The organism is Enterobacter cloacae (genome assembly GCF_013375935.1).
Lineage (GTDB): Bacteria > Pseudomonadota > Gammaproteobacteria > Enterobacterales > Enterobacteriaceae > Enterobacter > Enterobacter pasteurii.
In genome coordinates, this window is sequence record NZ_CP056117.1 from 183,162 (window position 1) to 196,506 (window position 13,345).

Annotated in this window: 10 protein-coding genes; 5 read left to right on the plus strand and 5 right to left on the minus strand. The window is 56.6% G+C overall.

The genetic code is table 11. The features are described 5' to 3' along the window. Window positions 1-83 precede the first annotated feature (83 nt). Entirely contained in the window at window positions 84-1,643 is a 1,560-nt protein-coding gene (gene cueO / locus HWQ14_RS00850; RefSeq protein WP_176608697.1) for a multicopper oxidase CueO, read from the minus strand. 145 nt (window positions 1,644-1,788) lie between these two features. Between cueO and HWQ14_RS00855 the strand changes: the two genes are divergently transcribed. From HWQ14_RS00855 to speD, 3 genes are all read left to right on the plus strand, one after another. Then, window positions 1,789-2,136 carry a YacC family pilotin-like protein gene (locus tag HWQ14_RS00855; RefSeq protein ID WP_148420103.1) on the plus strand — a complete coding sequence of 116 codons (348 nt, stop codon included), beginning with the start codon at window positions 1,789-1,791 and terminating at the stop codon, window positions 2,134-2,136. A 101-nt stretch (window positions 2,137-2,237) separates the two neighbouring features. Continuing rightward, complete coding sequence (gene speE / locus HWQ14_RS00860; protein WP_148420102.1) at window positions 2,238-3,107, plus strand: polyamine aminopropyltransferase; 870 nt, start codon at window positions 2,238-2,240, stop codon at window positions 3,105-3,107. After that, window positions 3,108-3,902, plus strand: a complete 795-nt coding sequence (gene speD / locus HWQ14_RS00865) for an adenosylmethionine decarboxylase (protein WP_148420101.1) — start codon at window positions 3,108-3,110, stop codon at window positions 3,900-3,902. Window positions 3,903-3,932: 30 nt separating this feature from the next. Here the strand turns inward: speD and yacL are convergent, their stop codons facing one another. Together yacL and acnB are read right to left on the minus strand one after the other, a co-directional pair. Next, complete coding sequence (yacL, locus tag HWQ14_RS00870; protein ID WP_148420100.1) at window positions 3,933-4,295, minus strand: protein YacL; 363 nt, start codon at window positions 4,293-4,295, stop codon at window positions 3,933-3,935. A 182-nt stretch (window positions 4,296-4,477) separates the two neighbouring features. Beyond that, a complete protein-coding gene (gene acnB, locus HWQ14_RS00875; protein WP_148420099.1) occupies window positions 4,478-7,075 on the minus strand; it encodes a bifunctional aconitate hydratase 2/2-methylisocitrate dehydratase in 2,598 nt (865 codons plus the stop codon). A 387-nt stretch (window positions 7,076-7,462) separates the two neighbouring features. Between acnB and HWQ14_RS00880 the strand changes: the two genes are divergently transcribed. Next, window positions 7,463-8,968: a DUF3300 domain-containing protein gene (locus HWQ14_RS00880; protein ID WP_176608698.1), complete on the plus strand. Its 1,506-nt coding sequence runs from the start codon at window positions 7,463-7,465 to the stop codon at window positions 8,966-8,968. Between the two features lie 10 nt (window positions 8,969-8,978). Beyond that, the gene (locus tag HWQ14_RS00885) at window positions 8,979-9,770 is read left to right on the plus strand and encodes a DUF2950 family protein (protein WP_176608699.1); all 792 of its coding nucleotides are present in this window, start codon (window positions 8,979-8,981) and stop codon (window positions 9,768-9,770) included. 53 nt (window positions 9,771-9,823) lie between these two features. On the opposite strand, the gene lpdA is transcribed toward HWQ14_RS00885, so the two are convergent. Continuing rightward, window positions 9,824-11,248, minus strand: coding sequence for a dihydrolipoyl dehydrogenase (lpdA, locus tag HWQ14_RS00890; RefSeq protein ID WP_148420169.1), 1,425 nt, complete (start codon window positions 11,246-11,248; stop codon window positions 9,824-9,826). A 197-nt stretch (window positions 11,249-11,445) separates the two neighbouring features. Further along, the gene (gene aceF / locus HWQ14_RS00895; RefSeq protein ID WP_176608700.1) at window positions 11,446-13,341 is read right to left on the minus strand and encodes a pyruvate dehydrogenase complex dihydrolipoyllysine-residue acetyltransferase; all 1,896 of its coding nucleotides are present in this window, start codon (window positions 13,339-13,341) and stop codon (window positions 11,446-11,448) included. Window positions 13,342-13,345: the final 4 nt, after the last annotated feature.

A 13,345-nucleotide genomic window follows, 5' to 3' on the forward strand; every position in this document is an offset into this window, starting at 1 on the left:
ACGGCAACTTCGTTTGCCGTTTTTGTGTCTGTTCCCTCTCCCTGTGGGAGAGGGTCAGGGTGAGGGCATCAGGCCGCACTGTTTTAAACAGTGAACCCAAGCATCATCCCCGTATCCTCATGCTCCAGCAGATGGCAGTGCGCCATATAGGCAAACTCCTTCGGCGCCTCGTGGTCAAACTTCACCAGCACCTCGCTGACGCCGCCCTCCACTCTCACCGTATCTTTCCAGCCCGCGCGATGCGCGTCCGGCGCTTTACCGTTTTCAGTAAGAATGCGGAACTGCGTGCCGTGGATATGGAACGGGTGCAGCATCATATCGCCTTCGCCTGAAATCACCCAGCGCTCGAACTGTCCCTTCGCGGCGGCGAACATCGGCGTGTTCATATCGAACGCTTTGCCGTTGATCATATTGGCGTTGTGAAAATCAAACCCGTGACCGCCGTGATCCATGCCGCCCATCCTGCCGTGATCCATGTTCATATGGCCCATCATCTGACCATGGTGCATTCCGGCCATGGCCTGATTGCCATACTTTTTCATCAGCGCCTGCATGCCCATCATGTCGAGCATCGGATCCATGGAGAGCTGAAGCTTGCGCTGCGTAAGTCCGTCAAGCGAAGGGAGTGCTGGCAGGGTGGTTAAGCTATCCGGCAGCGTGCCAGAGGCAGTAATCTGCAGAGGCTGAATGTGCAACACCGGATGCGGCTTATCGAACGGCGCAACGGCCATCCCCATCTGGCTGACCGGCAGCGTGACCAGGTCAAACGCTTTGCCATCGCTGATATCCACCAGCACCTCGAAGCGCTCGCCCATCAGCATCGGCAGCTCGCTCACCTTCACCGGCTCCGGCAGCAGGCCGCCGTCGCTTGCCACTACGTAAAGCGGACGTTTATCGCTGGTGGCGAAGTTCAGCGAGCGGGCGTTACAGCCGTTAAGCAGGCGTAAGCGCAGCCAGCCTTTCGGGGCGGCATGCTGCGGGTAAATCGCTCCGTTGGTCAGCAGCGCATCGCCAAACCAGCCCACCGCCGCGCTCATCACGTCCAGCTGATAGTCAATTTGCCCGTCAGCGCTGAACTTTTTGTCCTGCACAATCACCGGCACATCGTCGATGCCCCACTGTTTTGGCAGGCGCAGCAGGCGGCTCTCGTCGTCCTCAATCAGCACCAGCCCGGCCAGACCCATCGCCACCTGATGGCCCGTCTTGCCATGCTGGTGCGGGTGGAACCAGCAGGTCGCCGCGCGCTGTTGCGGGGTAAAGGTAACGCTGCGATGCCCTCCGGCCCTGATTACGCCCTGGGGTCCACCGTCCACTTCGCCCGGGACTTCTAGCCCGTGCCAGTGCAGCGTGGTCTCTTCACCCAGCGTGTTATGGATGTCTACCGTCACCGCCTTCCCTTTGCGTAACTGCAACGCCGGGCCGAGCAGATTGCCGTTATAGCCCCACGTCGTCGCGGCGTGCTTGCCGAACGTGGTTTTACCGGACTGCACCACAAGCTGGATGCGGCTGCGGGCATCTGCGGTGAGTAATTCAGGGATGGGTAAAGCGGGTCTGTCCGCGGCAAAAACAGCGCGACTCCAGAGAGGTAGTGCGCTGGCAACCCCCAGCGCGGCAGAATATTTCAAAAAATCACGACGTTGCATGTGCATTTCCTTATTTCCAGCAGGCGATCTTTTGAGCATAAACCCTCCCCTTACCGGAAGGTCAAGCACGGCGGCAATAATAAAGATCGTCGGCCTGGCATCAAGTATGCTAACGTTAATTTTCCGTGATGCAGTGGTAAAGGCAATGAAGACGTTTTTCAGAACAATTATGTTCGCCAGCCTGATGGCGATGTGTGCGAACAGCTATGCGCTAAGTGAAAACGAAGCGGAAGATATGGCCGATCTGACGGCAGTTTTTGTTTTTCTGAAAAACGATTGTGGTTACCAGAATTTACCCAATGGGCAAATTCGTCGCGCACTGGTCTTTTTTGCCCAGCAGAACCAATGGGACCTCAGCAACTACGACAGCTTCGACATGAAGGCGCTCGGTGAAGACAGCTATCGCGATTTAAGCGGTATTGGCATTCCCACTGCTAAAAAATGCAAAGCGCTGGCTCGCGATTCGCTCAGCCTGCTCGCCTACGTGAAGTAACCTTCCCGACGCCCCCTGTTGACCCGCTAACCGCTTCACGGCGGTTTTGTGTTGCGCCCATCTGCCGGAAGTAATGGATGTTAACGAAGGAGGTGCTCCCCATGACCGATAAAACGGTATGGCAAGAAACGCTGCATGACCAGTTTGGTCAGTATTTTGCCGTGGATAACGTGCTCTATCATGAGAAAACCGATCATCAGGATCTGATAATCTTCGAAAACGCCGCCTTTGGCCGCGTGATGGCGCTGGACGGCGTGGTGCAAACCACCGAGCGCGACGAGTTTATCTATCACGAAATGATGACCCACGTCCCGCTGCTGGCCCACGGCCACGCGAAGCACGTGCTGATTATCGGCGGCGGCGATGGCGCAATGCTGCGTGAAGTGTCCCGCCATAAGAATGTTGAAACCATCACCATGGTGGAAATCGATGCGGGCGTGGTGTCGTTCTGCCGCCAGTACCTGCCAAACCACAATGCCGGCAGCTATGACGATCCGCGCTTCAACCTGGTTATCGACGACGGCGTTAATTTCGTTAACCAGACCACGCAAACGTTTGATGTGATTATCTCTGACTGTACCGACCCTATCGGCCCGGGCGCGTCGCTGTTTACCTCCTCGTTTTACGAAGGCTGCAAGCGCTGCCTGAAGCCGGGCGGCATTTTCGTGGCGCAAAACGGGGTGTGCTTCCTGCAGCAGGATGAGGCGCTTGATAGCCACCGTAAGCTGAGCACCTATTTTAGCGACGTCAGCTTCTATCAGGCGGCGATCCCCACCTACTACGGCGGGATCATGACCTTTGCCTGGGCGACGGATAACGACGTATTGCGCCATCTCTCAACCGAGATCGTTCAGGCCCGCTTCCACCAGGCCGCACTGACGTGCCGATACTATAATCCGGCTATCCACACCGCAGCCTTTGCGTTGCCACAATATCTGCAAGACGCGCTGTCCTCAAAGGAGGTGAACTAATTGAAAAAGCTTAAACTGCATGGCTTTAATAATCTGACCAAAAGCCTGAGTTTTTGTATTTACGATATCTGCTACGCCAAAACGGCAGAAGAGCGCGATGGTTATATCGCCTATATCGATGAACTCTACAACGCCAACCGTCTGACCGAGATCCTGTCAGAGACCTGCTCGATTATCGGCGCGAATATCCTGAACATTGCGCGTCAGGATTACGAGCCCCAGGGGGCGAGCGTCACCATTCTGGTGAGCGAGGAGCCGGTTGACCCAAAGCTTATTGATAAAACCGAGCACCCCGGCCCGCTGCCGGAAGTGGTTGTCGCCCACCTTGATAAAAGCCATATCTGCGTTCATACCTACCCGGAAAGCCACCCGGAAGGCGGTCTGTGTACCTTCCGCGCGGATATAGAAGTGTCGACCTGCGGGGTGATTTCACCGCTGAATGCGCTGAACTACCTCATCCACCAGCTGGAGTCGGACATCGTCACCATTGATTATCGCGTGCGCGGCTTTACCCGTGATATCAACGGCATGAAGCACTTCATCGATCACGAGATCAACTCCATCCAGAACTTTATGTCCGAGGACATAAAGTCGCTGTACGACATGATGGACGTGAACGTGTACCAGGAGAACATCTTCCACACCAAGATGCTGCTTAAGGAATTTGACCTTAAGCACTACATGTTCCACACGAAGCCAGAAGATTTAAGCGAAGAAGAGCGAAAGGTCATAACCGACCTGCTCTGGAAAGAGATGCGCGAGATCTACTACGGCCGCAATATTCCGACCGTGTAAACGTTGCCCGAAGCAGGGACGCTTCGGGAGTTACTTCTGCTTCATGAATTCACGGTAGGCATTTACCACTTTCAGGAAGTCCTCCACGCCGCACAGCGACAGGCTCTCTTCATCGTAGTAGCTCATCCCCTCTTCCATCTCATCACCCGAAAACTCCAGCTGGTTGGCGCGCACCATCACCTCTTCGCCATCCATCCACAGGGTGTATTCGTGCCCGGCGCGTTGCCAGGAGCGCTCACTGCCTTTTACCGTGCTCGCCGCCTGTTCGACTTCATCCAGCAGCGCGAGGTTCTCTTTCACCTCTTCGTTAAACCAGTGTCCAACGGCTTCGTGCCCCATCGACATACGCACTTTCACCACTCCGGTGATATCACGCAAAAATTCGTAATCCATAGCGTTTTCCTCTGCAAAGCCATTAGGGTAATTATCGCAGCAGAGAGGAAGAAAAAAAGCGGGAGAGGCGGGAGGAATGAAAATAAAAAAATACCCCTCACCCTGGCCCTCTCCCAAAGGGAGAGGGAATATAATCCCCCTCGCCCCTTTGGGAAGAGGGGTTAGGGGTGAGGGGGTGGTTTTTATACCGCGGTCTGGAAGATCACCCCGTCAGCCTTCTCGGTGTACTGAGAGAGCTGGTCGAAGTTGAGATAGCGATAGGTATCCACCGCCGTCTTATCCACCTGCGCGACAAAGGTCTGGTACTCTTCCGGCGTTGGCAGTTTGCCAATCAGCGCGGCAACCGCCGCCAGCTCCGCAGAGGCCAGGTAGACGTTCGCGCCGGTACCCAAACGGTTCGGGAAGTTACGGGTAGAGGTGGAGACCACCGTCGCACCGTCGGCCACGCGCGCCTGGTTGCCCATACACAGGGAACAGCCAGGGATTTCGATACGCGCCCCGCTCTTACCGAACACGCTGTAGTAGCCTTCTTCGGTCAGCTGCGCCGCGTCCATACGGGTTGGCGGCGCCACCCACAGGCGGGTCGGCAGCTGGCCTTTGTGGGTATCCAGCAGTTTACCCGCGGCGCGGAAGTGGCCGATGTTGGTCATACAGGAGCCGATGAACACTTCGTCGATCTTGTCGCCCTGCACGTCAGAAAGCAGACGCGCATCGTCAGGATCGTTCGGCGCACACAGGATTGGCTCTTTGATATCCGCCAGATCGATGTCGATTACCGCCGCGTACTCCGCGTCAGCGTCGGCTTCCAGCAGCTGCGGATCCGCCAGCCATTTCTCCATGCCCTGAATACGACGCTCCAGCGTACGGCGGTCGCCATAGCCTTCTGCAATCATCCACTTCAGCAGCACGATGTTGGAGGTCAGGTACTCAATAATCGGCTCTTTGTTCAGCTTGATGGTGCAGCCTGCCGCAGAACGCTCAGCGGAGGCATCGGTCAGCTCAAACGCCTGCTCTACCTTCAGATCCGGCAGCCCTTCAATTTCCAGGATGCGGCCAGAGAAGATGTTTTTCTTACCCTTCTTCTCAACGGTCAGCAGACCCTGTTTGATGGCATACAGCGGGATCGCATGAACCAGGTCACGCAGCGTGATGCCCGGCTGCATTTTGCCCTTAAAGCGCACCAGCACGGACTCTGGCATGTCGAGAGGCATCACGCCGGTCGCCGCGGCAAACGCCACCAGGCCGGAGCCCGCCGGGAAGGAGATACCAATCGGGAAACGGGTATGGGAGTCACCGCCGGTGCCCACGGTATCCGGCAGCAGCATGCGGTTCAGCCAGGAGTGGATCACGCCGTCGCCCGGGCGCAGCGACACGCCGCCGCGGTTCATGATGAAGTCCGGCAGCGTGTGGTGCGTGGTCACGTCAACCGGCTTCGGATACGCCGCCGTGTGGCAGAAGGACTGCATCACCAGGTCGGAAGAGAAGCCCAGACATGCGAGGTCTTTCAGCTCGTCACGGGTCATCGGCCCGGTGGTGTCCTGAGAACCGACGGAGGTCATCTTCGGCTCACAGTATGCGCCAGGACGGATGCCCGCTACGCCACACGCGCGACCAACCATTTTCTGCGCCAGCGAGAAGCCGCGATTGCTTTCCGCCACGTCTTTCGCCTGACGGAAAACGTCCGAGTGCGGCAGACCCAGCGCTTCGCGCGCTTTGGTGGTCAGGCCACGACCGATGATCAGCGGGATACGGCCACCGGCGCGCACTTCGTCGATCAGCACGTCAGTTTTCAGCTCGAAGCTTGCCAGCAGTTCGTTGGTTTCGTGGTTACGCACTTCGCCCTTGAACGGGTAAACGTCAATCACGTCGCCCATGTTCAGGTTGCTCACGTCCACTTCAATCGGCAGCGCGCCCGCATCTTCCATGGTGTTAAAGAAGATCGGAGCGATTTTACCGCCGAGGCACAGGCCGCCGCCGCGCTTGTTCGGCACGTGCGGAATATCATCGCCCATAAACCACAGCACGGAGTTGGTCGCGGATTTACGGGAAGATCCGGTACCCACAACGTCGCCGACGTAAGCCAGCGGGAAACCTTTCTGTTGCAGGGCTTCGATCTGTTTGATCGGGCCGACCACGCCTGGCTGATCCGGTTCGATACCTTCACGGGCGTTTTTCAGCATCGCCAGGGCGTGCAGAGGGATATCCGGGCGAGACCACGCGTCCGGTGCCGGAGAGAGGTCATCGGTGTTGGTTTCACCGGTCACCTTAAAGACGGTAACGGTAATTTTTTCAGCCAGCGCTGGACGGTTCAGGAACCATTCGGCATCAGCCCATGACTGCATCACCTGCTTCGCGTAAACGTTGCCCGCTTTGGCTTTTTCTTCCACATCGTAGAAGTTATCGAACATCAGCAGCGTTGAAGAGAGCGCTTTGGCAGCAATTGGCGCCAGCTTATCGTTATCCAGCGCGTCAATCAGCGGATGAATGTTATAGCCGCCCTGCATGGTGCCGAGCAGTTCAATCGCTTTTTCAGGAGTAACCAGTGGGGAGGTGGCTTCGCCTTTGGCAACGGCGGCAAGGAATCCGGCTTTTACGTAGGCAGCTTCATCTACGCCAGGCGGTACGCGGTTGATCAGCAGATCTAACAGGAATTCTTCTTCGCCCTTGGGCGGGTTCTTCAGCAGCTCGACGAGCGCGGCCATTTGGGTTGCATCTAAAGGTTTGGGTACAATTCCCTCGGCGGCACGTTCTGCTACGTGCTTACGGTATTCTTCTAGCACGACGGTTCTCCTCGCTCTCATTGTCATATGCGGCGGGCGTTCTCTTCACGCTCCTGTGAGACAGCAGTTTGTAGGGTAAATGCCCGATACCGCGTCGGGCAGCATAGCAGGATTTCTGCACAGTGTTAATCTGTTTACAAAAAAGCAACATTAAAAAATTTGCTGAATCGTTAAGCATGGTGTAGCGAGGAGACGAGTCGAATTGTGCTCGCTTTCCCGTCGTCTTTTCGGCCATCCGATATTATTGTGTAATAAATGCACACACTCTTTATCCACACGCGTCGGGTGGTTTCCCAATAAAAGTCAAAACGGTAAAACCCGGGTGAATGATACTCGCGGCAACAGCAACGCCTCACGGCACTGCACTCGTCTCGCTGGAGTCAATTTATGAAGTTGCCATTAAAACCACATCTTCTTGTTCTGCTTTGCAGTGCGGGGCTTTTTGCCGCCTCGGGCGTCATGTTCGTTAAAAGCCGCACGACGGAGCCTGCCCCCGCGGCTCCGGCTGCACAACAACCCACAGCACCGCCAGCCCAGCCCGCACCGGTTGTCGCACCGGCCTACACCGCCGCGCAAATCGACCAGTGGGTTGCCCCCGTCGCGCTTTATCCGGACGCCCTGCTGTCGCAAATTTTCATGGCGTCCACCTACCCGTCTAACGTTATTCAGGCCGCGCAGTGGTCAAAGGACAACCCTAAAATGCAGGGTGATGCCGCCATTCAGGCGGTTGCCGGCCAGCCGTGGGATCCCAGCGTAAAATCGCTGGTCGCGTTTCCTCAACTGATGTCGCTGATGGGCGAGAACCCGCCGTGGGTGCAAAACCTGGGGGACGCCTTTCTGGCACAGCCGAAAGACGTGATGGATTCCGTACAGCGGCTGCGCCTGCTGGCCCAACAGGCGGGTGTGCTGCAGTCCACGCCGCAGCAGACGGTCACTACCGTCACCAGGTCTGCACCGACAAAAACCGCGACAACCGCCACTCCTTCCAGCCCAACGGTGATTAAGATTGAATCCGCCGATCCGCAGGTGGTGTATGTTCCCACCTATAACCCGAATACGGTTTACGGCACCTGGCCCGACGCCGTTTACCCGCCGGTATATCTCCCACCCTCACCCGGCGAGCAATTCACCGACAGCCTGGTTAAGGGGCTAGGCTTCAGCCTCGGGGTCGCAACAACCTACGCTATTTTCAGCAATATCGACTGGGATGACGACGATGACTGGGATCACCATCATCACGATGATGACTGGGACAATCACGGCGGCTATAACCGCAACGGCGATAACAACATCAATATTAACGTGGATAACTTCAACAGAATCAGCGGGCAGCACCTGAACGGGAATAACCGCACCTGGCAGCACAATCCTGCTTATCGTGAAGGCGTACCTTATCCGAATAACCAGTTGGCTAACCGTTTTCACTCCACCAGCACGGCGACAGGATTAAGTGCGACACAGCAAAGGCCGATCGCTCGCGACAGCCAGCGACAGGCCGCTCTCAGCCAGATGGAAAAAGCGACAGGAAAAACGTTGCCACAATCGACGCATACCGGCGCGCAAGATGCTCAGCGTCTGGCCCCGACGCAGCAGCTTAAGCAGATATCACAGCGCAACAACTACCGCGGATATGACGCCGGGCCGCAAGCCGTAAAGCGGAACAGCGCTCCACCGCGTGAAAAACATCAGGCTCCTGAGAAGCGTGTTACGCAGACGGCGCAGCACCCTGCCAGAGCACATCGCGCCAATGCCCTTAGCGGCAACGACAGCCGCTCGGCCAGCTGGCAGGCCCAGCAGCAGCGCGGGGCACATAGCCGTCACCTGTCGGCGCAGCAGCATCCCCAACAGCGCGCCGTCGAACGTACCGAACACCGCGAATTCCGTCATCGTTAAGGGAGCCGACATGAAAAATAAATTACTCAGCGCAATGGTGTTGCTCATGATGTCGGCGACGGCCATGGCGCAGCAATCCTTCAGCTCGCCGGATCGGGCCACCCGCGCGCTGGCAAACGCCATTCGCGAGCAAAACGAAGGCGCGATGAACGCGCTGCTCGGTGAGCGCTGGCCCGACGTCCTGCCGCCGGAAGGAGTCGATCCGGTTGCCGTCGACCGTTTCCTGCGCGACTGGAAGGTTCACCATGAAACCGTCGTCAGCGGCAGCGTGGCGCATCTGGTGGTGGGTGATAACGGCTGGCAGCTGCCGATCCCGGTGATTAAAACCGCCGCAGGCTGGCAGTTTGACATGCGAAAAGCCGCTGACGAGATCCTGACCCGCGAGATCGGGCGTAACGAGCTTGCCGCCATCGAAGCATTGCATGCCTACGTAGATGCCCAGCAGCGCTATTTCGCCATGCATCAAAAATACGCGCAGAAAATTGTCAGCTCTGAAGGGAAAAAAGATGGTCTCTACTGGCCCGTTTCGCCGGGTGAAGCCCCCAGCCCGCCGGGGCCGGCCTTCAGCCCCAAAGAGCCCGGTGCAGGCTATCACGGCTATCGGTTCCGTATCCTGCCTGATGAGAAAGGCTTTGCGATGGTGGCATGGCCCGTCAGCTATGGTCAGACAGGCGTCATGAGCTTTGTGATAAACCAGGATGACAAAGTGTACCAGGCCGATCTCGGCAATGACTCTGAGCAGAATGCCCAGGCGTTAACTACCTATAACCCGGATAAAACCTGGCAGCCTGTGGCTCCCTGAATCCAGCACATAAAAAAAGCGGCCCGTAGCCGCTTTTTTTTATCTGAAGGAACTTACTTCTTCTTCGCTTTCGCGTTTGGCAGGTCGGTGATGCTACCTTCAAACACTTCTGCCGCCAGGCCCACGGACTCGTGCAGAGTTGGGTGAGCGTGGATGGTCAGCGCGATGTCTTCCGCGTCGCAGCCCATTTCAATTGCCAGACCGATTTCACCCAGCAGCTCGCCGCCGTTGGTACCGACAATCGCACCACCGATGACGCGGTGAGTCTCTTTGTCGAAGATCAGTTTGGTCATACCGTCTGCGCAGTCGGAAGCGATAGCACGGCCAGAAGCAGCCCACGGGAAGGTGGCGGTTTCGTAGCTGATGCCTTTCTCTTTCGCTTCTTTCTCGGTCAGACCCACCCATGCCACTTCTGGCTCGGTGTAGGCGATAGATGGGATCACTTTCGGATCGAAGTAGTGCTTCATGCCGGCGATAACTTCAGCGGCAACGTGACCTTCGTGAACACCTTTGTGCGCCAGCATTGGCTGACCGACGATATCACCGATAGCAAAGATGTGCGGCACGTTAGTGCGCAGCTGCTTGTCAACGCGGATGAAGCCACGGTCGTCCACTTCCACGCCAGCTTTGCCCGCGTCGAGGTTTTTACCGTTCGGCACACGGCCGATAGCCACCAGCACGGCGTCGTAACGCTGTGGTTCTGCTGGCGCTTTTTTGCCTTCCATGGAAACGTAAATACCGTCTTCTTTTGCTTCGACGGCAGTCACTTTGGTTTCCAGCATCAGGTTGAATTTCTTGCTGATGCGTTTGGTGAAGACTTTAACGATGTCTTTGTCAGCAGCCGGGATAACCTGGTCGAACATTTCAACCACGTCAATGTCTGAACCCAGCGCATGGTACACGGTACCCATTTCCAGACCGATGATACCGCCGCCCATAACCAGCAGGCGCTTAGGAACGGTTTTCAGCTCCAGAGCATCGGTGGAATCCCACACGCGCGGATCTTCATGTGGAATGAACGGCAGTTCGATTGGGCGAGAGCCTGCCGCGATGATCGCGTTGTCGAAGTTGATCACGGTTTTGCCGTTTTCGCCTTCCACTTCCAGGGTGTTCGCACCGGTGAATTTACCCAGACCGTTGACCACTTTCACTTTACGGCCTTTCGCCATGCCAGCCAGACCACCGGTCAGCTGAGTGATAACTTTCTCTTTCCAGGTACGGATTTTGTCGATATCGGTTTTCGGCTCGCCGAAGACGATACCGTGTTCAGCCAGCGCTTTGGCCTCTTCGATAACTTTCGCTACGTGCAGCAGCGCTTTAGAAGGGATACAACCTACGTTCAGACAAACACCACCAAGGGTGTTGTAACGTTCTACGATGACGGTTTCCAGACCTAAATCAGCGCAACGGAAGGCTGCAGAGTAACCTGCGGGACCTGCCCCAAGTACCACGACCTGAGTTTTGATTTCAGTACTCATCATGACCTCTTATTGATTTCCGGCGGTCCAGGTACTTGTCGCCCTTCATCCACCGGGACGTTCTATCCGCCCGTATTTTACAAAATTGTTAACAATTTTGAAACAACAAACGGCTCACGAATTGTCGCTTTCGCTTATAACCTCACAGACTACATGAGATTAACAGAAAAAAGCCGGCCGACTGGCCGGCTTTTCACTTACATCACCAGGCGGCGAATGTCGCTCAGGGTGTTGTTGATGATGGTGATGAAACGCGCACCATCAGCACCGTCGATCACGCGGTGGTCGAAGGACAGAGAGATTGGCATCATCAGACGCGGCACGAACTCTTTGCCATTCCACACCGGCTCCATTGCGGACTTGGACACACCGAGGATAGCCACTTCCGGCGCGTTCACGATCGGCGCGAAGTGGGTGGTACCCAGGCCGCCGATGCTGGAGATAGTGAAGCAGCCGCCCTGCATTTCGCCGGCAGTCAGCTTACCATCACGCGCTTTTTTGGAGATGGTGGTCAGTTCACGGGACAGCTCGGTAATGCTCTTCTTGTTCACGTCCTTGAAGACCGGAACAACCAGACCATTTGGCGTATCAACCGCAACACCGATGTTGATGTATTTCTTCAGCGTCAGCTTCTGGCCGTCTTCGGACAGGGAGCTGTTGAAGCGTGGCATCTGCTCAAGAGCAGCGGCAACGGCTTTCATGATGAAGACCACTGGGGTGAATTTCACGTCCAGCTTACGCTTCTCGGCTTCGGCGTTCTGCTGTTTACGGAACGCTTCCAGATCGGTGATATCGGTCTTATCGAAGTGCGTAACGTGCGGGATCATCACCCAGTTACGGCTCAGGTTTGCACCAGAGATTTTCTGGATACGGCCCAGTTCCACTTCTTCAATTTCGCCGAACTTGCTGAAGTCCACTTTCGGCCATGGCAGCATGCCCGGGATACCGCCGCCAGCGGCTGCAGCTGGTGCAGCTTCAGCGCGTTTCACCGCGTCTTTCACGTAAGCCTGAACGTCTTCGCGCAGGATACGACCTTTACGGCCGGTCCCTTTCACTTTCGCCAGGTTCACGCCAAACTCGCGCGCCAGGCGGCGAATCAGCGGGGTGGCGTGGACGTACGCGTCGTTTTCAGCGAACTCAGACTTGCCTTCCGCTTTCGCAGCAGGTGCCGCTGGCTTAGCAGCCTGAGCCGGTGCAGCAGCAGGTGCCGGAGCAGCCGCGGCAGCCGGAGCTGCGGCAGGCGCAGCGCCTTCCACTTCGAAGACCATAATCAGGGAGCCGGTAGACACTTTATCGCCGGTGCTGATTTTGATCTCTTTAACGGTACCGGCGAACGGCGCAGGCACTTCCATGGAAGCCTTGTCGCCTTCAACGGTGATCAGTGACTGTTCAGCGGCAACTTTATCGCCCACTTTCACCATCACTTCGGTCACTTCAACTTCGTCACCGCCGATGTCAGGAACGTTAACGTCTTTCACGCCGCCTGCTGCTGGTGCAGCCGCAGGAGCCGGAGCAGCAGCCTGAGCTGGCGCAGCGGCAGGTACAGCACCCGCCACTTCGAAGATCATGATCAGCGAGCCGGTAGACACTTTGTCACCGGTGTTGATCTTGATCTCTTTAACGGTGCCCGCGAACGGCGCCGGCACTTCCATAGAGGCTTTGTCGCCTTCTACGGTGATCAGAGACTGCTCGGCCGCAACGGTGTCGCCCACTTTCACCAGGATTTCAGTGACTTCAACTTCGTCACCGCCGATGTCAGGCACGTTAACTTCTTTCGCGCTCGCGGCAGCTGCTGGAGCAGCGGCAGCCGGAGCGGCTTCTTTCTTCTCTTCCTGCGCAGGTGCAGCAGCTGCTGCACCGTCGGCGGAATCGAAAATCATGATCAGTTTGCCGGTCTCGGTTTTATCGCCAACAGAGACTTTGATCTCTTTAACGATGCCAGCCTGAGGAGACGGGACTTCCATAGAGGCTTTGTCGCCTTCTACGGTGATCAGCGACTGTTCAGCTTCTACTTTGTCGCCCACTTTGACCAGGATCTCGGTGATTTCAACTTCATCAGCCCCGATGTCCGGTACATTGATTTCGATAGCCATTATT

Coding starts and splice junctions, on each gene's coding strand:
- cueO (WP_176608697.1), bottom strand. CDS start 1,643: ATGCAACGTCGTGATTTTTTGAAATATTCTGCCGCGCTGGGGGTTGCC.
- HWQ14_RS00855 (WP_148420103.1), top strand. CDS start 1,789: ATGAAGACGTTTTTCAGAACAATTATGTTCGCCAGCCTGATGGCGATG.
- speE (WP_148420102.1), top strand. CDS start 2,238: ATGACCGATAAAACGGTATGGCAAGAAACGCTGCATGACCAGTTTGGT.
- yacL (WP_148420100.1), bottom strand. CDS start 4,295: ATGGATTACGAATTTTTGCGTGATATCACCGGAGTGGTGAAAGTGCGT.
- HWQ14_RS00880 (WP_176608698.1), top strand. CDS start 7,463: ATGAAGTTGCCATTAAAACCACATCTTCTTGTTCTGCTTTGCAGTGCG.
- HWQ14_RS00885 (WP_176608699.1), top strand. CDS start 8,979: ATGAAAAATAAATTACTCAGCGCAATGGTGTTGCTCATGATGTCGGCG.
- lpdA (WP_148420169.1), bottom strand. CDS start 11,248: ATGAGTACTGAAATCAAAACTCAGGTCGTGGTACTTGGGGCAGGTCCC.
- aceF (WP_176608700.1), bottom strand. CDS start 13,341: ATGGCTATCGAAATCAATGTACCGGACATCGGGGCTGATGAAGTTGAA.